The sequence below is a fragment of the Luteibacter jiangsuensis genome (genome assembly GCF_030812295.1).
Taxonomy (GTDB): Bacteria; Pseudomonadota; Gammaproteobacteria; order Xanthomonadales; family Rhodanobacteraceae; genus Luteibacter; species Luteibacter jiangsuensis_A.
Genome location: NZ_JAUSSK010000001.1, coordinates 777,413 through 802,934, shown reverse-complemented (window position 1 = coordinate 802,934; position 25,522 = coordinate 777,413). Strand labels below are relative to the sequence as shown.

Annotated in this window: 13 protein-coding genes; 12 read left to right on the top strand and 1 reads right to left on the bottom strand. The window is 65.7% G+C overall.

Annotation, left to right across the window (positions count from 1 at the left end):
- The 9 genes from J2T07_RS03415 to J2T07_RS03375 all read left to right on the top strand — a co-directional run bounded on the left by J2T07_RS03415 (nucleotide 1) and on the right by J2T07_RS03375 (nucleotide 21,376).
- Entirely contained in the window at nucleotides 1–477 is a 477-nt protein-coding gene (locus J2T07_RS03415; protein WP_306847267.1) for a hypothetical protein, read from the top strand.
- Nucleotides 474–12,539: a filamentous haemagglutinin family protein gene (locus J2T07_RS03410; RefSeq protein WP_306847265.1), complete on the top strand. Its 12,066-nt coding sequence runs from the start codon at nucleotides 474–476 to the stop codon at nucleotides 12,537–12,539. Before J2T07_RS03415 ends, J2T07_RS03410 begins: the two co-directional genes overlap by 4 nt.
- Nucleotides 12,540–12,806: 267 nt before the next feature.
- The gene (locus J2T07_RS03405) at nucleotides 12,807–14,087 is read left to right on the top strand and encodes a substrate-binding domain-containing protein (protein WP_306847264.1); all 1,281 of its coding nucleotides are present in this window, start codon (nucleotides 12,807–12,809) and stop codon (nucleotides 14,085–14,087) included.
- Nucleotides 14,088–14,179: 92 nt separating this feature from the next.
- Nucleotides 14,180–15,187 (top strand): beta-propeller fold lactonase family protein, encoded by a 1,008-nt coding sequence (locus tag J2T07_RS03400; protein ID WP_306847262.1) that lies wholly within the window; start codon nucleotides 14,180–14,182, stop codon nucleotides 15,185–15,187.
- Between the two features lie 95 nt (nucleotides 15,188–15,282).
- Entirely contained in the window at nucleotides 15,283–15,717 is a 435-nt protein-coding gene (locus tag J2T07_RS03395) for a prepilin-type cleavage/methylation domain-containing protein (RefSeq protein WP_306847260.1), read from the top strand.
- On the top strand, nucleotides 15,714–16,376 hold the full coding sequence (locus tag J2T07_RS03390) for a hypothetical protein (RefSeq protein ID WP_306847258.1): 663 nt from the start codon (nucleotides 15,714–15,716) through the stop codon (nucleotides 16,374–16,376). The genes J2T07_RS03395 and J2T07_RS03390 overlap by 4 nt, the downstream gene beginning before the upstream one ends.
- Nucleotides 16,373–17,242, top strand: coding sequence for a general secretion pathway protein GspK (locus tag J2T07_RS03385; RefSeq protein ID WP_306847256.1), 870 nt, complete (start codon nucleotides 16,373–16,375; stop codon nucleotides 17,240–17,242). The genes J2T07_RS03390 and J2T07_RS03385 overlap by 4 nt, the downstream gene beginning before the upstream one ends.
- A gap of 90 nt (nucleotides 17,243–17,332) precedes the next feature.
- On the top strand, nucleotides 17,333–19,615 hold the full coding sequence (gspD, locus tag J2T07_RS03380) for a type II secretion system secretin GspD (RefSeq protein WP_306847254.1): 2,283 nt from the start codon (nucleotides 17,333–17,335) through the stop codon (nucleotides 19,613–19,615).
- A gap of 60 nt (nucleotides 19,616–19,675) precedes the next feature.
- Complete coding sequence (locus tag J2T07_RS03375) at nucleotides 19,676–21,376, top strand: putative bifunctional diguanylate cyclase/phosphodiesterase (RefSeq protein WP_306847253.1); 1,701 nt, start codon at nucleotides 19,676–19,678, stop codon at nucleotides 21,374–21,376.
- Here J2T07_RS03375 and J2T07_RS03370 read toward each other — a convergent pair.
- A complete protein-coding gene (locus J2T07_RS03370; protein ID WP_306847251.1) occupies nucleotides 21,361–21,993 on the bottom strand; it encodes a hypothetical protein in 633 nt (210 codons plus the stop codon). The two genes, J2T07_RS03375 and J2T07_RS03370, sit on opposite strands and share 16 nt — an antisense overlap.
- Nucleotides 21,994–22,127: 134 nt before the next feature.
- Here J2T07_RS03370 and J2T07_RS03365 point away from each other — a divergent pair, with 134 nt between their 5' ends.
- From J2T07_RS03365 to J2T07_RS03355, 3 genes are read left to right on the top strand one after another with little or no spacing between them, the layout of a single operon-like run.
- The gene (locus tag J2T07_RS03365; RefSeq protein ID WP_306847249.1) at nucleotides 22,128–23,681 is read left to right on the top strand and encodes a protein adenylyltransferase SelO; all 1,554 of its coding nucleotides are present in this window, start codon (nucleotides 22,128–22,130) and stop codon (nucleotides 23,679–23,681) included.
- Nucleotides 23,682–23,734: 53 nt separating this feature from the next.
- Nucleotides 23,735–24,793, top strand: coding sequence for a class I SAM-dependent methyltransferase (locus tag J2T07_RS03360; protein ID WP_306847247.1), 1,059 nt, complete (start codon nucleotides 23,735–23,737; stop codon nucleotides 24,791–24,793).
- A complete protein-coding gene (locus J2T07_RS03355) occupies nucleotides 24,790–25,488 on the top strand; it encodes a pseudouridine synthase (RefSeq protein WP_306847245.1) in 699 nt (232 codons plus the stop codon). Before J2T07_RS03360 ends, J2T07_RS03355 begins: the two co-directional genes overlap by 4 nt.
- The last annotated feature ends 34 nt before the right edge of the window (nucleotides 25,489–25,522 follow it).

The window sequence follows — 25,522 nt, the reverse complement described above, 5'->3', positions numbered from 1 at the left end:
ATGTATCCCGATCATGAGCTTTCGTCGCTTCCTGAATATCGCGCGCCGCGGCCGCGTCTGTCTCGTGCCCGCGCCGAGGTGGATGCGCGGGCATGTGGCATGAACTGCATGCACGCGCTCGCAGAAATGCTGCGGCAGCTCTATGCGGCCCGGCAGGGCAGGGCGGCGGACGTGTTGATGGACCGCTGCTCTCGCGAAGCGCTTGAAAAGCTGTTGCGCGAATCCTCGGCGTTCCTCGGATCGCGCGTGCGTTACGCGGTGGAGGATCGATTGCGCCACCGCAAGCCGCAACTGGACGACACCGCGCTGCCGACGATCCGTGCGATCGCCAGCGTGCTCAACGCGTGGCTGCACGACGGACGCCGCCTGGCGATCCGGTCGGTGCTGCGCGAACTCAGCGACGAAGAGCTGAAAGAGCTCGCCGCGCTGCCTGAACTCAATGATGAAGTGGCGACGATGACCGGTGATTTCTCATGATCGTTCGTACGAAGACCCCCAGCGACACCCGTCACCCGAGCTCGGTCAAGCCACGCCCGGCCTTGCGCCGGCGAGCGATGTGCCAGTTCATCGCGCTGGCGTTGTTCGGTGGCGCCGCGCATGCGGCGACGCCGCCTGCGTTCAGCCCCGGATGGTTCGCCACCAAGCAGCCGGGTGCCACGCAGCCGGCCACGCCTTCGCAGGGCGGTGGCGCGGCGGGTAACGGAGGCAACGTCTTCACGCCCGGCAACGTGATGCTGCAGCAACGCGTGCAGCAGTCGATCGCCAACCTCGATGCCGCCGCGCAGGCCGTGGCCGCGCAGATGAGTGCGCAGAAGAGCGCCCAGGCCGCCGCCCAGGCGCTGGCCTCCAACGTGCCCGACGGTCTGGGCAAGGGTGGCCTGCAGGTCGATAGCCACGCCGGCACGGACCCCTCGCTGTGGCAGAACGCCAACGCGCCGACGCAGTCCGTCGCGAGCGGGCAGACCACGGTGCAGATCAAGCAGAACGCGCCCAAGGCCATCATGACCTGGGAGACGTTCAACGTAGGCCGCCACACGACCGTGCATTTCGACCAGACGGGCGGTACGCGGACGGACGGCAGCAACCAGTGGATCGCGCTGAACCGTGTCAACGATCCGTCGGGGAAGCCGAGCGAGATCCTCGGGCAGATAAAGGCGGAGGGTACGGTTTACTTGCTCAACCGTAACGGCATGATCTTTGGCGGCGGTGCGCAGGTGGATACGCATTCGCTGATCGCCAGTTCGCTGGATCTGTTCAGTACCGATGTCAGTAAGAGCAATGCGTTCTTTTTGAAGAGCGGCATTGGCGCTACGCAGGATAACGAGAACATCCTCGGCGATCAGGGTTCGGTTACCGGGTTCCTGGTAAGCGCGGCTGTTTACGGTCGCACAGAAGATCCGCGGGGTGTGATCGCGATCGAGAACGGCGCGTCCTTGAATGCGACGAAGGATGGCTTCGTTATCGTCGCCGCACCCGCGATCCAGCAAGGGGGCCGGGTGACGGCCGACGACGGCCAAGCGATATTCGCCGCCGTCCCGGGTCTTGCCGCCCAGGCGAGTTCGGCCACGGGTGCCTTGGCGGTTGCTCCGGTGATCGGCCTCTTGTCGGAACCGCTTCAGGGCGTGACCAACACGGGGCTCGTGCAGGCGCGGCGGGGCAGCATCCAATGGTTCGGCAACACGATGGAACAGGACGGCGTGCTGGTGACTTCCACCAGCCTGAGCCATCCCGGTAGCGTTTCCTTCGTTGGCTTAAATGGCGCCTCCGGGCCTCTCGTGTTCGGTAGCCGCTCGGTCACGACGGTCTTGCCAGAGAAGGACGGCGAAACGACGACTTCTTCGTCATCGGCCGACGATGCCTTCGTAACCAGCCGTGTGGACGTGGGCCTCAAGGCCGTCATGCGCAGCGGCGCGTTGATGGAAGTGCCTGCCGGCCACGTGACGTTCTCACGCGACGCCTATATCGACGATGGCGCAATCATCGACGTATCGGGGCTTGCCAACGTCACCTTGCCGATGTCGGCGTTGCTGGTGACCATTCCGCGTATCGGCCTGAACGAACTGGCCAATTCACCTCTGCTTCGGAACAGCTTCCTCTATACGGCGAAGGACGTGACGGTCGATACGTCGCGCAGCGGTACGCGAGCGGATGGTCTGGATTGGGTAGGAAGCCCGGTGCTGAACGTGGCGGGTTACGTCAGCAACGTGCCACGCGACATCCAGCAGCTGATGATCAATGCGGGCACGATAGCCTTCCAGAACAATGCCGTCATTCGCACCGGCGCGCAGCTTCGGCTGGAAGGCGGTTTCATCAACTACCTGCCGGGCTACGTGCAGACGCCACGGCTGCAGGGGGCCAACGGGCTCATCTACGACATCGCCGCCGCCGATCCCGATGTGCAGTACGCGGGGTTCGCCGGTGTCTACGACAGCGTACACGCCCGCTGGGGCGTGACTGAAACCTTCGTGTCCAGCCCTTTGCTGGCGAACATGAAGCGCTGGGACCCCGGCTTCATCAAGGGAGGCGACGCGGGTACGCTTTCCTTTGGGCTGAGTGCGGATAACGGGCAGGCTTACCAGTTCATCATCGACGGCGATGTCAGTGCGCACGTCTATGCAGGCCGTGAGCAGGTCGCCAATGGCTCCGAACCACTGGCGGGTACCCTAGACATCCGTTCTCGCGATCTTGCATCGATGAGTGAGAACGCCAACATCGGCCAGTCGGTATCGATAAATTACCTGATCGAAGACCGGCGGCAACCGATCCAGGCCTTCGTTCCCGACTTCGACGAGGACAGCAAGCTTCCTGCACGGGACGGCGACCCCAACGATCCGGACAACCCGTCCTACTGGCTCCGGCTTTCAACCGCGATGATCGACAATGCGGGCTTCCGCCGGCTCAAGCTGAGCACCCCGGGTACGGTGCTGTTGAAGGAAGGCTCCACCCTGCATCTCGCCGATGGTGGCGAGGTCGACATCGCCGGTACGAGCGTCGATATCCAGGGAACGATCGTCACCCACGGCGGCAGCATCACCCTCGGATCGCGCGGGCAGGCAGGGATAAAGGCGGACAATCTTCCCACCTTCATCACCGTGGGCAGTGGCGGGCGCCTGGACACGAGCGGGCTCTGGGTGAACGACACGGGCCGCCCCGCGGACGAAATCGAGGGCCGGGCGTTCATCGACGGTGGGTCGGTGACGTTGTCGGCATGGAAGGGTGGAGAGCTCTCCACGGATATCACGCCGGACATCACGGTGGAACGCGGCAGCGTCATCGACGTCTCCGGCGGCGGGTATGTCGGTGTCGACGGGCGCCTGGCCATGGACGGGGACCTGCCGGCCGGACGGGGCGGCGACGTCACGGTGGCGACGCATACCGATGACGGCTTGAATACGTACGGCATCACGGCGGCCCCCGCCGATCTCCTGGGCGGCACCATCTCGCTGGACGGAACCCTCGTTGGCGGCGGATTCTCCGGCGGCGGGACGCTCACCTTGCACGCGCCTCGAATCCAAGTGGGTGGGGCCCCGCAGGATGACGATGGTGCGTGGACGCTCTATCTCGACCCGGCATTCTTCCGTGGACTGGGTTTCTCGGGCTACAACCTCGTTGCCGACACGGATGTCGTCGTCGCGCCGGGCACTTCCCTGGACGTGCGGCCCGCCTACATGGTGGCGGACCGTTCCGCGCTTCTCACTCTCGGCAGCCGGACATCGCTGCTGCAGTCGGGCGGCGACGGGGCCGTCGGCATCGGCGAGGTCGGTGCTTACGACAATTATCTGCATCGGCGGGACGGTGATGGCATTTCGCTTCAGGCCGGCCTCTACCTGAAGTGGCAGGCCCCGAATCCCGGCGCCATCAGGAAGTACGCGGACTACACCGGCTCCGTCGTCATCGGAGATGGCGCGCGGGTCGACGTCGGTGCTGGCGATACCATCGCACTGGACGGCGTCGGCAAGGTGGTCGTCGACGGCACGCTGGCTGCCAGGGGTGGCGACATCCGGCTGCACAATCTGGGTGACGGAGCGCACGTGGTGTCGGAGGGACGCGGTGTATGGCTCGGTGCCGATAGCGTCATCGATGCGAGTGGCGTGTCGTTGCTGGACCCGACCGCGCCAGCTCTTCCCGGGCAGGGAGCCACGCCGGCGGCGCAGCGAACCGGCGTCGTGCTTGGCGGTGGCGACATCGAAATGCAGTCCGACGCCTATGTCGTCGCGGCGCGCGGCGCGGCCGTCGATTTTTCGGGCGCCAACGATACCTTCGACCTGCCCGCCGATGGACGGCGTAATGGCGTGGCATCGACGGTATATCAGGCCACGCCGGTATGGAGCGATGGCGGATCGTTCAATCTCGAAGCGGCGAAGGGCCTTTTCTTCGACGCGTCGATCGACGGACACGGCGGCGCGGGCGCGGCACGAGGCGGACGGTTCAGCCTCGCCGCACGCTATCCGGCGGAGTTCGCGCCGGGGCAGAACGTGCCTCTGTTCATCCAGCAAAGCGGCTGGTTCGCTCCTGTCGACGTCGATCCACTGGCCCTGAAAGATCCGGGTTCGCCAGACGACGGCAACCTGCGGTTCGCCATCGACAGGCTGGAAGGCGCCGGTCTCGACGACGTGCTGATCGGCCGTTCGTTCGTCGACCATGACACGACGGTCAAGCCTGCCAGTGTGGTTTTCGCGGGCGACGTCGCCCTTCAGGCGTCCCGTAGCATCCAGGTGCAGGCGAGCACGTTGACGACCGCCGGGGCGGACGCGCGGGCCGTACCTTCCGCTGCCACAGTCGTCACTGATGGCGGCAACGTGACCTTTTCGGCGCCGTATGTGTCGCTTCTCGGGATGGAAACGCTCTCCCGACCGAGCGCGGCCGCCGGCGATGGAAGCCTCACGGTCAACGCGGATTTCATCGATATCGGCGGGCGCGTCTCGCTTTCCGGCATCGGAAACGCGTCGTTCAACTCCAGCGGTGACGTTCGTTTCATCAATCCGCTCTCGGGTACCGAAGCAGGCTGGCTCTACAGCACGGGTGACCTCGACTTCACCGGCACGCGTGTCTATCCCGCCACCGATTACCATTTCCTCGTCGACGCGACCAACCCGTCCGCGAAGACGACCATCACGTTCCATCAGGCATCCTCGACCGATGGCACGACGCCGCTTTCCGCCGGCGGCGTGCTGGCAGTGGGGGCCGACACCATCGAACAGCAGGGAACGCTGTGGGTCCCCTCCGGATCGCTGGCGTTGGGCACGGACGATCCCGCCGCGACGCTCGCCGCGCTCGGACTCGACGCCTCGGTCCCGCTCGGCGTGACCGGGCAGGTTCACCTCGCCCCGGGCAGCGTGACGTCGGTGTCGCTCGATGGCGCCGTCGTGCCGTATGGCAGCACGGTCGATGGCAAGGACTGGCATTACGACGTGCCCAACGCGCTCGCGGACCGGCTGCTCACCGCGCCGCCGGAGAAGTCCATCTCCATCGCCGGCGACAACGTGGCGGTGGACGGCGGAGCGCGCGTGGACCTGTCCGGTGGCGGCCATGTGCAGGCCAGCGAGTGGGTGCCGGGTACCGGTGGCTCGCGCGACGTGCTTTCTCAGTACCAGACGGATTTCAGCCAGTCCACGCAGGGCACCCAGGTTCCGCTGTACGGCGACGGCCGTGCCGTCTACGCCATCGTTCCCGGCTATCACGCACCGTTGTCAGCGCGTGACCTCGCGCTCGAGAATGGCACGGGCGCGGGTCCGGCCGTGGGGCAGGGCGTCTACCTTTCCGGCATGCCCGGCCTGCCGGACGGCGTCTACACCTTGCTTCCGGCCCGTTATGCGACCTTGCCCGGCGCGTTCCGCGTCGTGCAGAACACGAGCGTGTCCGATCCCGTCATCGGACGCGCGGCGACGGCGCCCGATGGCACCGTGGTCGCGTCGGGCTATTTCACCGATACGCTCACCGGCGCACGCGACGCGCGTTCGAGCAGTTTCCTCGTGCAGTCCGCGAAGGTCTGGGGCCAGTACTCGGAATACTCGCTGACTTCGGCGGACACGTTCTTCGCCGATGCCGCGGCCCGTGCGGGCGATGTCGCACCGCAGCTCGGCGCGGATGCCGGTCGCCTGACATTGGCGGCGACATCGTCACTGACCCTGGGTGCCACGCTGGACGCGGCTCCCGCGACGGGCGGACGCGGTTCCCAGGTGGACATCGCAGGGGATGCCATCCAGGTTGTGGGTGGCGCAGGCGTGGCCCGCGATGGTTATCTGCACGTCGATGCCGACGACTTGTCCCAGTTGGGAGCGGGTAGCCTGCTGATCGGTGGCAAGCGCAGCCGCGAGTCCGATGGCGACCGGGTGGCCGTCATCGCGAGCGACGTGCTTCTTTCCAACGACGCGGCGCACGCGTTGCAGGGTTCCGAGGTCATTCTCGCCGCGACGGACAACGTGACGCTCGATGCGGGAAGCTCGCTTCGGGCCAACGCATCGACGGACGCGCCGTCTCCCGCGCTGTTGATGGGTAACCTGGCGGCGGACGGTTCCGCGGCGACGAGCGGCGATGGCGCCCTGGTGCGCGTGTCGGGAACGGATGCCGCACCGATCATCCGGCGCAACGTCACCGGGCTCGACGGCGCGGCGGGTGCGCCGGGTGGCAACCTGACGATAGGCGACGGTGCGTCGCTGGTATCGGGACAGTCGATCAGCATGGACGCGACCGGCCTCACATCGATCGCGGACAAGGCGACCCTGGGTGCGCCATCCATCGACGTCACGGCCGGGCGTATCGCGCTTTCGGGTCGTGACCCGTCCACGCAGGACCAGGCAGGCCGTCTTCTCATCGGCCCGCATATCCTCGCCCAGCTCGCTGGTACCGATATGACGGTGTTGCGCGGCCGGTCGGGCATCGACCTCGTTGGCGATGTCGCCCTCGGCGTTTCGCATGCGTTGACCCTCAGCACGCCGGAAATCGTCAGTGACGGTGGACAGGCCGTCCTCGGTGCCGAGAGCATCGTGCTGGAAAACGATACGGGCACGTTACCGGGAACCGTGGGAGCGGGCGGTGGCCACCTCCGCATCGACACAGGCGATCTTCATACGGGTCATGGCGACCTCTCCCTGGGGGGATTGGCCGACATCGACGTTCATGCCAGCAGCGGCATGTTCGCCTCGGGCACCGGCACCCTGAACACAGGCACGGCTGACTTTGCCGCCATCACCCCGTTGGTGTCGGTGGACAACGGCGCCGCCGCGCATTGGATGGGTCAGGGAACCTTCCAGCTGACGGGGCCCGCGCAGGGTGACGTTGGCGACGCCGAGGCGGCGGCGGGCACGCTGGAGATCGAAGCGGCGGCGATCGACGTGGGAACGCGTGTGGCGGCACGCGGCGGAAAGCTCAGCCTCCACGCCACCACGGGCGATATCCACGTGAATGACGGAGCGGTCATCGACCTCTCCGGCCTGTCGTTGCCATTCAACGACACGACGGTGAACGTGCCGGGAGGCTCACTCGCGATGCGTGCGGACCAGGGCGATATCCGGGTGGACACGGGTGCGGACATCGACCTGCGTGGCGGTATCAAGGGCGGCAACGGAGGCAGGCTCGACCTTCGCGCGGAATCCGGGGTGGTCGCTCTCTCGGGTAGCCTGAGAGGGGCCGCGGCTGCCGGTTACCTGGGCGCCACGATGTCCATCGATTCCGCCGGTGCGTTCGACCTGGGCTCGCTGGCCGGGGCGATGGCCGCGGGTGGCGTGGATGGTGGCGTATCGGTGCACACACGCGAGGGCGATCTCGCGCTCGCCGCGGGACAGACACTTCGTGCCCATCTCGTCGACCTTACGGCCGATGGCGGCAGCATCGGTATCGGTGGAACCATCGATGCATCGGGTACGTTTGGCGGGTCCATCGACCTCTTCGGTGCACGAGGCGTGGATATCGACGGTGTCCTCGACACCCATGCCTCGGCGCAAGGACGGCACGGCGGCGATATCCAGATAGGAACCTCCGGCACGGGGAATGGATCGCTGAATGGTCAATATGGCTACCAGAACGTCGATGCCGCCGATGCCGGACATATCCGGATCGGCGCCGGCGCGCGCATCGAGCAAGGTGGCGACACGGCGAATGGCCGTCTCTATCTGCGGGCACCGCTCCTCTCCGACGGCGATACGCCGGTCGATATCGCCGGAAGTGCGAGCTTCGCCCATACGCGCGATACGACGCTGGAGGCCTACGCCATCTGGGATACGCGCGATGCGGCGGTCGATCCCACTAAGCACTTCGATGGCCTGGTCGATCCCTCGGGCTGGTTCCGCGTCGATCCGGCCACGGGGAAGGCGGTACTCGTGGACGGTGTTTTCACGGACAGCAACGGCGGCACGGTGACGGGTCCCGATCCGTCCGATTTCGCCCAGGTCATGGATTTCCTCTCGCGCTATACCTTCACGCCCGCCGCCATCAATACGGATCACGCCACGTTCTATGGCTATGCCGGCGGGGACGAGGCGCAGGGTGCGGGCACGCTCATGGGTTTCGTGCAATCCCCTGGCTTTACCTTCGAATCGCGTCTTTCCGCCGCCCCCGGGTTGCATGTCAGGCCAGGCATCGAGTTGCGTGCCGGCGACGACAACGGGAACGCGGGAACCATCGACGTGCTCACGCCATGGAACCTGGGTGCGGGCAAGCGCGACGCCAACGGCGACCTCGACCTCGTCTATCGTTACCAAGGACAGGCGCCGGTCCTGAGCCTGCGTGCGGCGGGCGATGTGAATGTTTACGCCAGCGTCACCGATGGGTTCTTCCAGGACGGCAATGCCGGCGGTGGTGCCGGCGCCACGCCTGACATGGCGGACTGGGCGGCGGCAAGCGCGGCGTGGACCACGGTGCTCGACCTCGGCAATGGCATCGACGGAACGCCCAACGCCTTCGATGGAAGCCCTCTGGCCACGCCGCCCGTGGAACTCACCTCGGGCGATCCCGTGGCGATCGCCGAGTACTACGGGCAGTACGTGGCATACGCGACCTACCTGTCCTCCGCGATTCCTGGCTTCGATCCGTATCATCCGGCGGACGTCATCCTTACCGGTCTCGGTCTTGGCTACGGCATCCTCGTGCCGGTGACGAATCCGCCCGCGCCACCGGCACCGCCCACCAACATGAACAGTTACGTGGGTTACCTGGCTGCGTACAAGGCGTACCTTCCCCAAGCGATCACCGCCTCGGACTATCTCGGTTCGCTGGGCGTGCCCGACAATTTCCAGGGACTGGTTGCGCCACCGACGACGCTGGATCCGATCAATACAAGCGCACCGGTAGACAACAGCCCCTCGCCACATGCCGTAGGCACCAACCCGTTGCCGTTGCTCAGTGCCAGCCTCACTGGTGGATCGAGCAGTTCGTATCGTTTCGTCGCGGGTGCGGACCTCGGGTCGTCGGATCCGCTGGCGACGATGGCGGGTGCTGTCGCGAGCCTTCACCTCGGCGGCCACACGGAGTATCACGACCCCATCACCGGCAAGGTTCTCGCCGCACCCACGCTGGTCCGTACCGGAACGGGCGATATCGATATCGTCGCGGCGAGCGATGTGCGATGGGACGATGCGAAGGCGCCGGCCGCGGTGTACACCGCGGGCGAGGCGGCCGACGGCACCCAGACCGACACGGGCGCATCCATCCTCAGGCCCTCCACCAATGGCAACCTCACCGACTCGGCGACACCCGAACTCGTGCTGTCCGGCGCGGTCAACCCGGTCAACGCGGGTCGTATCGGGCTGCATGCAGGTGGTGACATCGTCGGTTTACAGGACACCGTCGACACCGACGGGTCGCTGACCGGGACCGCGGGTGCATCCACCGCGCAGTACTGGTGGCCGTGGATGCAGACGACGAACTCCGAGACGCGATCGTCGATCAACTTCGGTGCGTTTAGCCAAGGTGTCATGAGCGCGGGCGGAGATGTCGACGTGTCGGCTGGTGGTGACATCCGCCAGCTCTCGGTGTCCTTGCCGACGACCTGGACGATAGCGACAGCCGGTGACGGCAGCCGCTCGCTGCAAACCCATGGCGGCGGCGACCTTGCCGTGCATGCGGGTGGCGACATCCTCAGCGGTAGCTATTTCGTTGCGAAGGGGCAGGGCAGTATCCAGGCCGACGGCCGCATCGGTGCCGATTTTTCAGTGAACTACACGGCGCCGGATGGCAGCCGAAGCACCATGCCCGTGTCGACGCTCATCGCGTTGCAGGACAGCCAACTGGACGTGCAGGCAGGTGGGTCCGTCAGCCTGGGTGGGATATTCAATCCCTCCTGGCTCGACTCGGCGGCCGTGAACGAACTGGCACCGGCGCACCATGCTGACGGCCAGTCGTATTCGGGTTCGTCCAGGATCGACGTCAGTGCCTATGGCGGCGACCTCACCTATGGCGATCTCACTGCACCTTTGCAGTTGATGGTTGCCGGCATCAGTAGCCTCAACAGCTCGACCGCTGATACGGCAGGTGACATCCTGCCCGCGACGGTAAATCTGATCGCAGCGAACGGCAGCCTTGACCTCAAGGCATCCGGTGAGCTTTTCCCTTCCACGGATGGCAATCTCGGTCTCCTCGCAAAAGATTCGATACGTGTGGACCTTCCCGTTACGGGGCTTGGATGGCGTTACTCCTGGGGCCTCATCGACGCTCCCCTGTCGTCCATGGCATCGCCTCTGAACCTGGCGTCGCTCGTAGATTCAAGCACGTCGGCGGCAGCGCAGGTTCGGACGAACGGGTATCTTGGCGTCCAATTGCTGAGTTCACCGGAAACCCAGAGCTACATCCACGCCGCGCAGCCCTGGCACGCCGACGACACGCAACCGGTTCGGATGTATGCATTGGAGGGCGACATCGTCAACGGATCGGGAGGTGGTTTTGCCGGCATGCTTCTTACGACGTCAAAGGAAACCCGAGTTCAGGCCGGACGCGATATCGTCGATCTCGCATACATGGGTCAGCAGTTGCAAGCTTCCGACATTTCCACCATCGCAGCAGGACGAGATATCTACGACACACCGCTGACGACGGCGGATGTCGATGTCAGCCTTTCTCCGGCGAGGGTATTTCCCGTTCTGGTTCAAGCCGGGCCCGGCTACCTCTACGTGAAAGCTGGCCGCGATATCGGTCGACTCGCGTCGCAGACCGAATTTTTCGGTCTGCCGAGCTTTGTGCAAGACCGCTACATCAATCGATTGCAGCTGCCGGGATCATCTAGCAACGTCACCGGCATTGACGCCGTGGGGAATATCTACAATCCTAACCTCACGCGGGATGGTGCCTCGATCGTGGTCTCGTATGGCGTAGCGAATGGCACGGATCAAGCCGCGTTCATTGCACGCTATGTCGACCCGTCCGCGAAGAAACCCGGCGGTTTGGATGACGAATCGAGGTCCTTGGTTTCCTTCGTGGAAGGCTACGACGCGGGGCTTCCGACCTCCGGTGGCTACACCGTCGAACAGGCGTGGCAGCGATTCCAGCAGTTGCCTGACGAGGCGAAAGCCATCTTCGTCCAGCAGACACTCTTCCGTATCCTTAAGCAAGTCGGCAAGGACTACGGCGACGAGGGCAGCACGTTCGCCGGCATGTACTCACGTGGTTACGACGCGCTCAACACCTTGTTCCCGGCCTCGTTGGGATATACGGCCAATGGCATGGAAGGTGGAACGAACGGTGCGGCGAACACGATATCCACCGGTGACCTCGATATCCGCGGAAGCACGATCCAGACACAACGTGGTGGCGATATATCGATCGTGGCTCCCGGTGGCCAGGCGCTGCTCGGAAGCGCTTCGGCGCCACCGGTCGTGGTGGGCCCGAACGGCAAGGTACTGGCCGGTCCGAATACCCAAGGCATCCTGACCCTGCAGCAAGGCGACATCTCGATCTTCACCGATCGCAGCACGCTCCTTGCGCAGAGCCGCATCTTCACCGAGCAGGGCGGCGACGTGGTGATGTGGAGTTCGAACGGCGATATCAACGCGGGTAAGGGTGCCAAGACCAACAGTGAAATTCCTCCGGTTCGCTACCTCTGCACGGTGGACGCGTGGTGCCTGCAGGACCCGTCCGGGCAGGTGGCCGGTGCTGGCATCGCGACACTGCAAACCGTTCCGGATGCGCCCGAGGGTTCGGTTTACCTGATGGCCCCACGCGGCACGGTGGATGCCGGCGATGCGGGTATCCGTGTATCGGGCAATCTCGTGATCGCCGCGGCACACGTGGCCAATGCCGATAACGTGCAGGTGAAGGGCGATTCAGTCGGCTTGCCGGTCGTTCAGAGTGTCAATGTCGGTGCGTTGAACGCGGCCAGTTCCGCAGCCAGTGCAGCGACGAAGGCGGCCGAGGACGTGGCGCGACAGCAACAGGCCGACTCGCGCGACCGCTTACCTTCGATCATTTCCGTGCAGGTGATCGGTGCAAACAGCGGTGCCAGTGTGTCGCCTGTCGGCGGTAACGGATACGATCCCGACAGTCCCGTGCAGGTCGTGCGTAAAGGTGCTGGAGATGGTCTCACCGATAGCGAACGCAGCCGCTTGCGATAACGAACTTGCGCGTGGGTAGACATTCGTCACCCACGCGCCTTCATCGCTGTCACTGTCATCTCGCTTGTCATTATCCATACGTTGAAGCTGGCGTTAACGTTGTCATCGTGTTGGCATGTATCGCGACATCGCCACGTCATTACAGGGACAACTCTCCACCCAATAATCGATATGCCTCCACATGGAGGTTCATCGACTAGGGGTAATACCATGTTCAAGCGTAATGCTAAGGGGAACACCCGCACCAAGCTTGTTACGGGCGCCGTCATGCTGGTCCTCGGCCTTTCGGCCGCCGGCACGGCGATGAGCACGGACACCTTCGGCGGCGGTGCGACACTGCCGGCCGGTGGTTACGTCGGCTTCAATTTCCTCAATCCCGCTCTTAAGCAGTCGGCCAACACCGCGTTCCCGACCTCGGGCGTCGCCGCTGTCAGCAGCACCTCGCTGTTTGGCGCCTGGGCCGCACGTACCGGCAACAAAGTGTCCTACTGCCAGACCGGCAGCGGTAACGGCAAGAAGGTCTTCGACAACTCCGACGGTACGAACCACCTCACGGCCATCGGTGCTTGCGATGGCACGACCATTGGTTTCGGTGCGCCTTCCAGCATCCTGGTGAATCCGCACTTCGCGGGTAGCGATGCTCCGATGTCCGCCACCGAGTACAACTGGTTCGACGTCACGGGTGGCAAGAAGACGCAGTACGGCGAGCCGGTGCAGTTCCCGGCGGTGGCGGGTTCGATCGCGGTGATCTATCGCAAGGACAGCCTGTCGACCCCGCTGAACCTCACCTCCGCGCAGGTCTGCGGCGTGTTCAACGGTTCGATCACGCAGTGGTCGGCGCTGACGGGCAACGCGAGCGACACGTCGACGATCAAGGTCGCGTTCCGCTCCGACGGTAGCGGTACCAGCTTCTCGCTGGCCAACCACATGGCCGCCGCCTGCGCGGGCACGGCCTCGCAGCACTTCATTGCCGACCAGTCGTTCACCACGGCGATCAGCCAGTACCAGCCGACCATTCCGGCGGGATGGGTGGGCGGCAGCGGCAATCCGGCCGTCGTCAGCGCCGTGGAGAGCTCCGACGGTACGATCGGCTACGCCGAATCGGCCAACCTGAAGGCCGCCGCTTCCACCGCGCCGCACGTCAAGTACGCCACGGTCGGTGGCAAGGACCCGTATGCCGACTTCCCGGCTTCGCTGGCCGTCCTGGTCAGTTCGGACCGCGTCCTCAACGGCGTGAACGCCACCACCGGTCGTCCGGTGACGGCGGCGCTTACCCCGTTCGGCCAGACCGGTTGCATGCTCCTGGTCGACCCGGCCGGCTACGCCAACATCACCTCGCGTTATCCGATCATGGCCGTGTCGTACCTGATCGCCAACAACAAGGGCAACACCTCGACCGACGTCGGCGCCGTGCGCGGCCTCGTCGGTTCGGCGTACGCCGATCACACCACGGACGGCGTGACCACCATCGGTGCGAACACGGGCTATGCGTTCCTGTCGTCGGCTACGTTGACCCAGGCCAAGGTCGATTCCTGCGTCAACATCTGATCAGTCACTGGCGGTTTTTCAAGGATGAAACGGGGAAGGGGTCTTAGGACCCCTTCCTTATGGCGCCCATAAATCCATTATCGAGGTATCCCATGACGACCGGACGATCGACGATCAAGAACCGCCAGGCCACGAAGCGCTGGCTCGCCCCCGCGGCCCGCTGCGCCATTCCCTTGCTGATGGCGGGAATGGCATTGCCTGCGTCGGCCCATAACAAGAACGCCTACGTGGCGAACGAAATCGACAACACCGTTTCCGTGATCGATACGGTGACCAATACCGTGACCGCGACGGTGCCGGTGGGCGCCAATCCGCTCGGCATCGCCGTCAGCCCCAATGGTTCCGGCGTGTATGTAGCCAATGCCCTCGACAACACCGTATCGGTGATCGACGCGGCCACGAACGCCGTGACCGCCATGGTGGCGGTGCAGAACACGCCCGTGGCCGTGGCGGTCAGCCCGGATGGGTCCGACGTGTACGTGGCCAATGCGAACGAGAACACCGTTTCCGTGATCGATACGGCGACCAACACCGTCGTCGCCACGGTTCCGGTCGGGAATGCACCGTTCAGCATCGCGGTCAGCCCCAATGGTGCCCGCGTGTACACGGGAAATACCGGTGACAACACCGTGTCGGTGATCAACTCGCGTACGAACGAGGTGATCGCGACGGTGCCGGTGGGAAACACGCCGTCCGGCTTGGGAGTCGGCCCCTTGGGTGCCCGCGTGTATGTGACCAACGCGGGTTCGAACAACGTGTCCGTGATCGATGCGTTCACCAACAAGGTGACCGCCACGCTGACGGCTGGCAATGGCGCCGAGGGCGTTGCCACGAGCCCCATCGGTATCCCGGTGTACGTATCCAATTCGGTCGACAATACCGTTTCCGTGATCAACCCGCTCAACAAGAGCGTGATAGCGACGGTGCCGGTGGGCAATACGCCGCAGTCGGTGGCGGCGAGCGACAGTACCGGTCGCGTGTACGTGGCCAACGCCGGATCCAATACGGTTTCCGTCATCAACCCGTTCACCAACAAGGTGATCGCCACGGTGAACGTCGGTAGCGTTCCCGCCGCGGTGGCTACCCAGCCGCAGTGGTGATGTAGCAAGGCGATAGACGGCCATCCCGGAAGGGATGGCCGTCATCGGTCCGAAACCTTCCGATCGCATGCTCGGTGGCACTAAGGAGGGGACGCATGCGCGGTGCGCGAAGCGAAGGTTTCAGCCTGCTCGAGACGCTGGCGGCTTTGGTCCTGCTGGCCTTGTGTTTCGGTGCGCTCATGCGCGCCACTGGCTCGTCCGTCGCCCTGAACGCACGCGCGGCGGATTACACTCAGGCATCGCTCTGGGCCAATGGCCTGCTCGATCGCACCTTCGTCGCCGACTTTCCGTCGGAGGGCGTGCATACGGGGCGGTTCGACGATACCTATCGCTGGACGATGAAAGTGAGCACGCCGGCGGATACGGCAACCGTCGCCACCCTGGCTCCGATGCATCTGTACAGGATCGAATTGACGGTCGAGTGGGATGTGGGCGGGAGAACCCTGTCCTCCCGTTTCGAGACCCTGCGCACCGTGTCCGAGAAGCCGCGCGTGCCCAAGGTTTCCGTGTATGCCTCGGGGGACTCGTGAAGCGTCAGGTGGGTTTCAGTCTCATGGAAACACTCGCGGCGCTCGCCCTCTTGGCGTTGCTGCTGCTGGGCGTGACGGCGGCGCTGCAGACGATGACGCAATCCACGCGTGCCGGCATGGCGGTGACCGAACGGCTCGACCAGGTCAGGGCCGCGCAGATGTATGTGCGACGGGCGTTGTCCACCGCCTTGGCGTACCCTTGGGCGTTGCGTGCCGACAAGCACCCCATCGTGGTCCGTGGGACGGCCGGTGAGGTCACCTTCGTTGCTCCGGGGCCGGGCTATCTGGCGAAGAGCGGTCTTCAGCTCCAGCGCCTGGCATTGGTCGGACGCGATCGCGACTTGAAGTTACAGGCCGAGTTCGCACCGTTGGCATCGCGTGATGCCGCACAGGTCGTCCCTTCGCAGCCGGAAGTCCTGGTCGATCATGTGTCGTCCGGGCGCTTCGTCTATAGCGGCGTCGATGACGAGGGCAATCCGGTGCCATGGCGGGACACATGGCCGTATGGCGACCGCCTGCCTTCCATGATCGGCCTCGAACTGACCCTGGCCGGCGGCGTGAAGTGGCCGACGATCGCCGTCCCCTTGCGGATGGACCCCGCCGCGGTCGATGCACGCGAAGCCATGGCGCGATTGACGTCGATGGATGGGACGCGATGAAAACCTTTCCCTGGACCATGAAGCAACGCGGTGTTGCCTTGCTGGTGGTCCTTTGGGGTTGCACGTTGGCGGCGATCACCCTCGGGGCACTGGCGACGAGTGCCCGGGTGGAGAGCACCCAGGCGCGTGGACAGTCCCTGCGGCTGGAAGCGTTCTATGCGGCGGAGGCGGGCATCGAACACGCCGTGTTCATGTTGAACGCGCGGGAAGACACGCAGCGCTGGATCGCGGACGGTCGTGCTTATGGCTTTCGGTTGGGTCGTGCCGACGTGCAACTGGATATCGGCGACGAGGACGGCAAGGTCAACCTCAACACGGCTTCGCCTGAACTCATCGGACGGCTACTGGCGGCTTCGGGCGTGGATGCGTCGCTGGTACCGAGGTTTCAAGCGGCCATCGCCCGTTGGGGAACGCGAGGACATATGCAAGCGTCGTTGTTGCTTGCGAAAGGCGGGTTCAGCAGCATCGACGAACTCTACCGGGTGCCTGGGATCAGCGTCGATGCCGTCGAGAGGATCGTTCCGTTCCTGACGTTGTGGACCGCCGACCCACCGAATCTCGCCCACGCCGCCCCGGTGGTCGTCGCCGCGGTGACGGGCGCGGGGCCGGAGGCCGCAAGATCTTACGTCGATCAGGTGAGAGCGTTACCGCCGGGTGCTTCCGCGTTGCCGATGCTTCCCGGGACGGGTTCGGGCAACGCGGCGAAGGGTTTCAGCGGGATCGTCAGTATCACATCGCGGGCGCGATTGGCCGAAGGGCCGACTCTGACACTCGATGTCACCCTCATCATGCATAGCGAACCCGGGAACCCGCGGCCATATCGCATCGTGCGTTGGGCGGAGCGTTCGTCCGAAAAGAACCTGTAGGGGATTCCTGCGGCATACTCCTGCCACGTCACGGCACGGCAACACGCACCCGCCACTCTCGCAGGCCTCGATAACCATGATGGTTCTTGCATGACACGCTTTCTTACGATCGGCGCCACGGCGCTGGCGGTAGCGCTTGCCGGATGCTCGACGCTGCCGCAGCCACGCGACGATGGATCGCTCCAGCGGGAAGCGCTGGCCGGCACGGAGAAGCCGGTGCCCAAGCCGTTGACGGTGGGCACGTCCAATCCGCAAATCCCCGTGGTCACGCAGCCCGACATCACCACGGGCACGGGTGAATTCGTGAAAGCGGTGGGCCTGCCCAAGCCGAAGCCGGTGACGGCGGGTGCGGGCACGGTGACCTTCAATTTCGAGAACCAGCCGGTCGAGTCGGTGGTGAAGGCCATCGTGGGCGACCTCCTGCACGAGAACTATTCGATCGTGCCGGGTGTGCAAGGCAACATTTCTTTTTCGACCTCGCAGCCGGTCACCACCGACCAGGCGCTTCCCATCCTCGAGACCTTGCTGTCGTGGACCGGGAACGCACTGGTGCGGAACGGCGACCGCTACGTGGTCATGCCGTCGAAGGACGCCGTGGCGGGCAACCTCGTGCCGAGCATGGGCGCGAAGGCACCGCCGGGCGGCCTGCAGGCGCGCCTGTTTCCGCTGCGTTTCATCTCGGCCACCGAGATGCAGAAACTGATCAAGCCCTTCGCGCGACCCGATGCCACCTTGCTGGCCGACCCCACGCGCAACGTGCTGGTGATGGCCGGCACGCCGACCGAACTGGAGAACTACCAGCGCACGGTGCAGACCTTCGACGTGGATTGGCTGCGCGGCATGTCGGTGGGCGTGTTCGCCTTGCAGCGTGCCCAGGTGAAGGAACTGACGCCGCAGCTCGACAGCCTTTTCGGTGAGAAGGGCAACACGCCCATGGCGGGCCTGCTGCGCTTCATTCCCATCGAGCGGACGAATTCCCTCGTGGTGATCAGCCCGCAACCGCGTTACCTCGACGAAGTGAAAACGTGGATCGAGCGCATCGATCGCGGCGGCGGCAACGAGCCGCAGCTGTATGTCTATGACGTGCGTAACGTGCAGGCGGCGGACATGGCCGACTACCTGTCCGACATCTATGGCGGCGGCTCGGGCGGAGGAAAATCGAGCGATCGCGGCGGCAAGGTCGGGCCGGGGCTCAGTTCCGGCACCCTCGGCGGCGACAGCGACCTCGGCAATCGTGGCGGCTCGGGCCTCGGCAGCACCACGGGCGCGTTCGGCAACGCGGGCACTTCGTCGTCATCGGGCACGTCGTCGGGCTTGTCGACGTCGACCGGTTTCAACGCTTCCACCGGCGGAACCACCGGCACGGCAACCGGCGGTGGCCTTGGCGGTCTCGGTGGTGGAGACTCCACCGATGCCGGCGACAATGGCGGCGGCCGCCATGCGTCGACGACCACGGACGAAGGCGTGCGCATCACCTCGGTGGATGCGAACAACCAGGTGATGGTGCGCTGCCGGCCGTCGCAGTGGACGGAGATCGAGCAGGCGATCAAGCGGCTGGACAGCGTCCCTTTGCAGGTGCAGATCGAGACGCGCATCCTCGAGGTAACGCTGACGGGCAACTTCCAGTTCGGCGTGCAGTGGTACCTGGAAGGCCTGGTCGGCGGCACCAACGGTTCGGTGGGACAGCCCGGCAACAAACAGCAGTGGGCGCTGGGCAACGGCGGCAACGTCTACAACCCCAGCACCGACAGCTTCTTCTACTCCTTCGTCAACAACAACCTCTCCGTCGCGCTGCGCGCGATGGAGACCAGCGGCAACACCAAGATCCTCTCCGCGCCGTCATTGGTGGTGCTGAACAACCAGAAGGCGCACATCCAGGTCGGCGACCAGATCCCGATCACGCAGACCTTCGTCAACACCAACGCCAATACGGACAACACGATCGGCCAGGTGGAATACAAGGACACCGGCGTGATCCTCAACGTGCGCCCGCGTGTGAATCCCGGCGGGCTGGTGTACCTCAACGTGAGCCAGGTGGTCAGCGCGGCGGGCGCGAAAGATACGACCACGGGCAACTTCCCGATCCAGCAACGCGAGGTCGCCACCCAGGTGGCCGTGCAGAGCGGCCAGACGGTGTTGCTCGGCGGCCTGATCAAGGAAGACGACAGCACCACGGACACGGGCATCCCCGGGCTGAACCGTATCCCCGTTTTCGGTCGCTTGTTCGGTTCCACCAACCGCGGGCGCAACCGTACGGAGCTGATCGTGCTGATCACGCCCAGGGTGATCAGCAACGGGGAGGAAGCCAAGCAGGTGACGGACGAGTACCAGCGGAAGTTCGAGTCGCTGCGGCCACTGAACGGGGCGCCCTAGGGGCGGTGGCAAGGCGTCCCGCACACGCGGCGCTCACACAGGCGGTCGCAGATTGCCCGGGTGGAAGCGAGAGGGGAGAGTCCGGTGATCGGAGGGTTGGCCGGGTGGTCCAAAGTGCTGGAAATGATGCCCACGGCCATGTTCGTGCGCGATGCCATGCACCGCTGGGTATTCGTGAACCGGATGGGCTGCGAATACATGGGGGTACGTGCCGACGATATCGTGGGCAAAAGCGACGAGGAGTTGTTCCCGCCCGAGCAGGCGGCGCGCTTCGCGGCGGGCGACGATGCCGTTTTGCGCACCCATGAAGTCGTGGAAACCGAGGAAACGGTGACTGATCCGCAAGGCCGTGTCCGCACCCTGCTCACGCGAAAGACCTGCATCGAGCTGGAAGGCGCGCCCCACGTGCTCGCCTCGGTGACCGACATCACCGAGCTGCGCGAGTCCGAGGCGCAGATACGTTGGCTGGCCTGCCACGACGCGCTGACCGGCCTGGCCAATCGCACCGCACTGTTCACCAAGCTGGATGCCGCCATCGCGCGGGCGGCGAGCGGCGCCGGCAAGGCGACGCTCTTGTACCTCGACCTGGACGGGTTCAAGAAGGTCAACGATACCTACGGCCATCTCGCTGGCGACGAACTGCTTGTGCAGTTCGCTTCCCGCCTGCGTGGCCTGCTCGGTCCGAACGACACCGTGGCGCGTATCGGCGGCGACGAGTTCGCGGTGCTGGTCGAGGACGACGGCGACCTCGATGTCGAAGCCCTGGCGTCCAACATCCTCATGCTTGCGAGCCTTCCCTTCGACGTGCCCGCGAATGCCTCCCTGATCGGCACCTCCATCGGCATCGCCCCGATCGGGGCGGAAGCGGTGGCCGCGGGAGAGATGGCGCGCAAGGCCGACAGTGCCCTTTACGAAGCCAAGAAGGGCCGCAACCGTTACGTGATCTATACCGACGAACTGGACGTGGCGCTCGCGCATCGCCGCGAGATCGAGATGGCGCTTCGAGAGACCCTGCGCAACGCAGCGGGGCTGGACTGCCACTACCAGCCACTGGTCCGGGCACGCGACGGTGAGGTGATCGGACTGGAGGCCCTGGCTCGCTGGCGGCATCCCCGCCTCGGCGACGTGCCGCCGGTGCAGTTCATCGCCGTGGCCGAGGAAACCGGCCTGATCGGCTTCCTCGGCGAGTGGGTGCTGCGCACCGCCTGCGCCCGCGTGGCCCCGATAGCCGACATCTTCGTGGCGGTGAACGTGAGTGCCGTGCAACTGCGCGACGGCCGCTTCGCCGATACCGTCTTGCGCGTCCTCGAGGAAACGAGACTGGCGCCGCGCCGGTTGGAGCTGGAGATCACGGAGACGGCCATCGTCAACGCCGACGATGTCACGGTATGCCAGCTGAAACGGTTGCGGAGCGAGGGCGTACGGATATCGCTCGACGATTTCGGCACCGGGTATTCCAGCCTTACCTTGTTGAAGGACCTCGACGTCGACAAGGTGAAGATCGACCGCTCCTTCGTACAGATGGCGCCGATGGCCGACGATTCCGCGGCCATCGTCCGCGCCGTGTCCAACCTCGCCGCGGCGCTCGGCCTGTCCGTTGTGGCCGAAGGCGTGGAAACGGAACAGCAGCGGGCCTTCCTGCGCGAAGCGGGCTGTGACGAACTTCAAGGCTACCTGTTTTCCGCTGGCGTGCCCGAGGAGGGCATCGCGGGGGTCATCGGTGGTTACCCGGCGCCCCTGCCGGATTACTCCGCCGGATAGGCGCCGGCCGGCATGGGCCAGGTCCGGCGCAGGTCGGGCATGCCCGGCATCGTCGTGGGTTGCGGCAAGGGCAGGGGCATGCGCGTTCCGACGCCGCCGCCGGTGGCATCGCCGACGATGGCGATCACGCAGCCACCGCTTTCCTGCGAGGTTCCGAACGACAAGCGGCCCCATGGCATCTGCATCACCAGATACCGGTTGGGCAACATGGAAGGCGCGTTGGGCAGGTGGGTGTCGGAAGCCGGTGCGTGGAACCTGTCGTCCACGTCGCCGCGCTGGAAGCAGGGCCGCTGTTCCAGCTGGATCGAGGTGAAGCGCACCATGGGGACGTCGCCGCCCTCGTCGAAGCCACGGGCTTCGAACGCGCTGACGCGATACCCGTCGCGGGTGACGAAGGGCATGCTGCGGACGATCTGCGGCGGGGCGTCGGCCGTCGGGTGCAGGCCGCCCGGCACCTTGCTCGATAACGAGTCCATCGCGTTGGGCAGGGTGCCCATCGTCGCGTTGATGATCTCCACCAGCGTCTTGTCGCTGCGCGGCACGCTCACCGGCTCGCCGCTGGCGGGATAGACCAGCGTCACGGCGAGCAGGGTGGCCAGGGAGCGGAAGGGGCGCATGGGGTCCGGAGCAGGGTGATCGGGGGCGCTAGTGTGCACGAGTTGGCGGTTTCCTACTCCGTAGACGTGGCGGCAGGCTTGCATGCGTCACGATCGCCCGAATATCGGTCACAACGCGCCAGCCGGTTCCCCCGATGACAGACCTCCGCTTCGACAACGCCTTCGTCCATGAGTTGCCGGCCGATTCCGACACGTCGAACCTGCCCCGGCAGGTGGCCGGCGCCGCGTTCTCCTGGGTCGATCCGACGCCCGTGCCGGCGCCGCGGACGGTCGCGGTAGCGCACGACGTCGCCGGCATGCTGGGCATCCCGGCCGAGGCCCCCGGTTTTGCCGAGGTCTTCGCGGGGAATGCCCGTTGGCCCGGAATGACCGGCTATGCGATGGCCTACGGTGGCCACCAGTTCGGCCATTGGGCCGGGCAACTCGGCGATGGCCGGGCGATCGGCCTCGGCGAAGTGCTGACGGAGCGGCACGGACGCCAGGAGCTGCAACTGAAGGGTGCCGGCCGGACACCGTACTCGCGCGGTGCCGATGGACGCGCGGTGCTGCGATCCTCCATCCGCGAATTCCTCTGCAGCGAGGCGATGCACCACCTGGGCGTGCCGACCACGCGGGCGCTGTCGCTCGTGGCCACGGGCGAGGCCGTGGTGCGCGATGTGATGTACGACGGCCACCCGGCACCGGAGCCGGGCGCGATCGTCTGCCGCGTGGCCCCTTCGTTCTTGCGCTTCGGATCGTATGAGCTGCCGTCCTCGCGCGGCGATATCGCCCTGCTGCGCCGGTTGACCGACTTCACCCTCGCCACGCATTACCCGGCGTTCGCCGGCCTTCCCGGCGAGCAGGGTCACGCCGCCTTTTTCGTGGAGGTATGCGAGCGTACCGCGCGGCTCATGGCGCACTGGATGCGCGTGGGTTTCGTACACGGCGTGATGAACACCGACAACATGTCGATTCTCGGCCTCACCATCGATTATGGCCCGTATGGCTGGGTCGACAATTTCGATCCGGACTGGACACCGAACACCACCGATCGCGCGCATCGTCGCTATCGCTTCGGCCAGCAACCCCAGGTGGCCTACTGGAACCTGCAACGGCTCGCCCAGGCCTTGTCGCCGCTGTTCGCGGGCGTGGAAGCGTTGCAGGCGGGGCTGGACCGTTATGTGGAAACCTTCGAAGCCACCGACGCCGCCTTCTCGGCCGCGAAGCTGGGCCTCGTCAACGCGCGCGAAGGCGACGAGGCATTGGTGGCCGACCTGCGCGGCTTGTTGCTGGCCGGGGAGATGGACATGACGATCTTCTACCGCGACCTCGCGGCGCTGGATCTCGCCACCCCCCGGGTGGGCAGCTTGGGGGCGGCGTTCTACGACGAGGCGAAGCGTGCCGCGATCGACGACGCCTTGCAGGCGTGGCTGCGGCGCTATGCCACCCGTGTGCGCGAGGGCGAGTCGCCCGACACGGAGCGGCTGGCCCTGATGCATGCGAGCAATCCGCGCTACGTGCTGCGCAATTACCTCGCCCAACAGGCGATCGACCGCGCGGAGCAGGGCGACGATGGCGGCATCCACGAGTTGCTCGACGCGCTGCGCCGGCCCTATGACGAGCAGCCGGGCAGGGAGCACCTTGCCGGGCGCCGGCCGGATTGGGCGCGTGAACGCGTGGGCTGTTCGATGCTCTCCTGCAGCAGCTGAGCAGCCGCTGGGCTAGAATCGCCGGTTCCTTCACGCCGTCGAGGTCCATCGCGTTGTCCGCCGGTTCCGCTTCCGACGCCGCCCTCGACGCCTTGTTCGTGCCCTTCGCGACGGGCGTGTTGGCCTTTCCGGCCGATGGCAGGCTGCTGATGCTGCGTGCGCGCGACGGCTTCGCCCTGCGCGAACGCCGGCGACCGGGCTGGATCTTGCAGCAATCGTTCAAGCCGGCCGCCGATGCCCTGGCGCGGTCGGGCTTCGAGGTGTCGCCTGAGGTTCCCGAGGGAAATTTCGGCGTGGTGATGGTGCTGCCGACCCGCCAGCGCGAGGAATCGCGTGCCTTGTTCGCACGGGCCTTGTCGCTGGCTGGCTCCGGCGGCATCGTCGTCGCCAGCGTGCCGAACGCGGAAGGCGCCAGGACCGCCCAGGCGGATCTCGCCCTGTTGGCCGGCGGCGTGGGCGAGTTGTCCAAGCACAAATGCCGTGTGTTCTGGACACGTCCCGGTGCCGTGGCCGATCCGGCGCTGCACGCCGACTGGCTCGCACTCGACGCGCCGCAGCCGATAGAAAGCGGGCGCTTCGTGAGCCGTCGCGGCCTGTTCGCATGGGATCGCATCGACACCGCGTCGGCCTTGCTGGCGAGCGTCCTTCCGTCCGACCTTTCCGGCCGCGTGGCCGACCTCGGTGCCGGCTTCGGTTATCTCGCTTGCGAGGTCGTCGAGCGCTGCGCGGCGGTCTCGGCCGTGGATCTCTACGAGGCCGAGGCACGTGCGCTGGAGCCCGCCCGGCGCAATCTCGCGGATACCATCGCCCGCTCCGGCCGCGTCATCGCCGGCAACGTGCGCTGGCACGATGTCACCCACGGTATCGACGCCGGATACGACGCCATCGTGTCCAACCCTCCATTCCACCAGGGGCGCGCCGACGATCCGCAACTGGGCCGTGCCTTCATCGCCGCCGCCGCGAAGGGCCTCGTGGCGCACGGCCGCTTCTGGATGGTCGCCAATCGGCACCTGGCCTACGAGGCGGCGCTCGACGCCAGCTTCGCCAGTGTGCGCACCGTCGTCGAACGCGACGGCTTCAAGGTCATCGAAGCAAAGGACCCCCGCCGATGAAACTCGTACGCCTCCTGGCGAATCTCGGCTATGGCAGCCGGAAGCAGGTCGCGGCCATGTTCCGCGAGGGGCTGGTCACGGATGCGGCGGGCGAGGTGCTGTATGCGGACGACAAGGTCGAGCACGCCGAGGTGCGCTTCGAGGGAGAGCCGCTGGATCCGCCGCAGGGCATGTTGCTGATGCTCAACAAGCCAACCGGCTACACCTGCTCGCGCAAGGATGTGGGCAGGCTGGTCTACGACCTCCTGCCGCCGCGTTTCGCCTTGCGCAATCCGGTGCTGTCGACCGTGGGCCGGCTGGATCGCGATACGTCGGGGCTGCTCCTGTTCACCGACGACGGGCAGCTCCTGCACCGGATCATCTCGCCGAAGGCCGCGGTGGCGAAGGTGTACGAGGCGACCCTGGCCGAGGACCTGCGCGGCGACGAGGCCGCGATCTTCGCCGCCGGCACCCTGATGCTGGAGGGCGAGACCGAACCGCTGGAGCCCGCGGCGCTGGAGGTGCTCGGCCCGCGCCATGCGCGCCTCACGCTGACCGAAGGGCGTTATCACCAGGCGCGCCGCATGTTCGCCGCCGTGGGCAACCACGTGGTGACACTGGAACGTATCGCACTCGGTAGCCTGTCGCTGGATGGCCTGTCTTCCGGCGAATGGCGCCTGCTGACGGTGGAAGACACGGCAAGAATCTTCGGCTGAACCGCCCCCGACCCTCGGCGGTTTCGTTATGGAC

Excerpts from the sequence above, each read along its gene's own strand:
- J2T07_RS03395 (WP_306847260.1), top strand. The coding sequence starts at position 15,283 with ATGCGCGGTGCGCGAAGCGAAGGTTTCAGCCTGCTCGAGACGCTGGCG.
- J2T07_RS03365 (WP_306847249.1), top strand. The coding sequence starts at position 22,128 with ATGACAGACCTCCGCTTCGACAACGCCTTCGTCCATGAGTTGCCGGCC.
- J2T07_RS03410 (WP_306847265.1), top strand. The coding sequence starts at position 474 with ATGATCGTTCGTACGAAGACCCCCAGCGACACCCGTCACCCGAGCTCG.
- gspD (WP_306847254.1), top strand. The coding sequence starts at position 17,333 with ATGACACGCTTTCTTACGATCGGCGCCACGGCGCTGGCGGTAGCGCTT.
- J2T07_RS03405 (WP_306847264.1), top strand. The coding sequence starts at position 12,807 with ATGCTGGTCCTCGGCCTTTCGGCCGCCGGCACGGCGATGAGCACGGAC.
- J2T07_RS03415 (WP_306847267.1), top strand. The coding sequence starts at position 1 with ATGTATCCCGATCATGAGCTTTCGTCGCTTCCTGAATATCGCGCGCCG.
- J2T07_RS03370 (WP_306847251.1), bottom strand. The coding sequence starts at position 21,993 with ATGCGCCCCTTCCGCTCCCTGGCCACCCTGCTCGCCGTGACGCTGGTC.
- J2T07_RS03400 (WP_306847262.1), top strand. The coding sequence starts at position 14,180 with ATGACGACCGGACGATCGACGATCAAGAACCGCCAGGCCACGAAGCGC.
- J2T07_RS03385 (WP_306847256.1), top strand. The coding sequence starts at position 16,373 with ATGAAAACCTTTCCCTGGACCATGAAGCAACGCGGTGTTGCCTTGCTG.
- J2T07_RS03355 (WP_306847245.1), top strand. The coding sequence starts at position 24,790 with ATGAAACTCGTACGCCTCCTGGCGAATCTCGGCTATGGCAGCCGGAAG.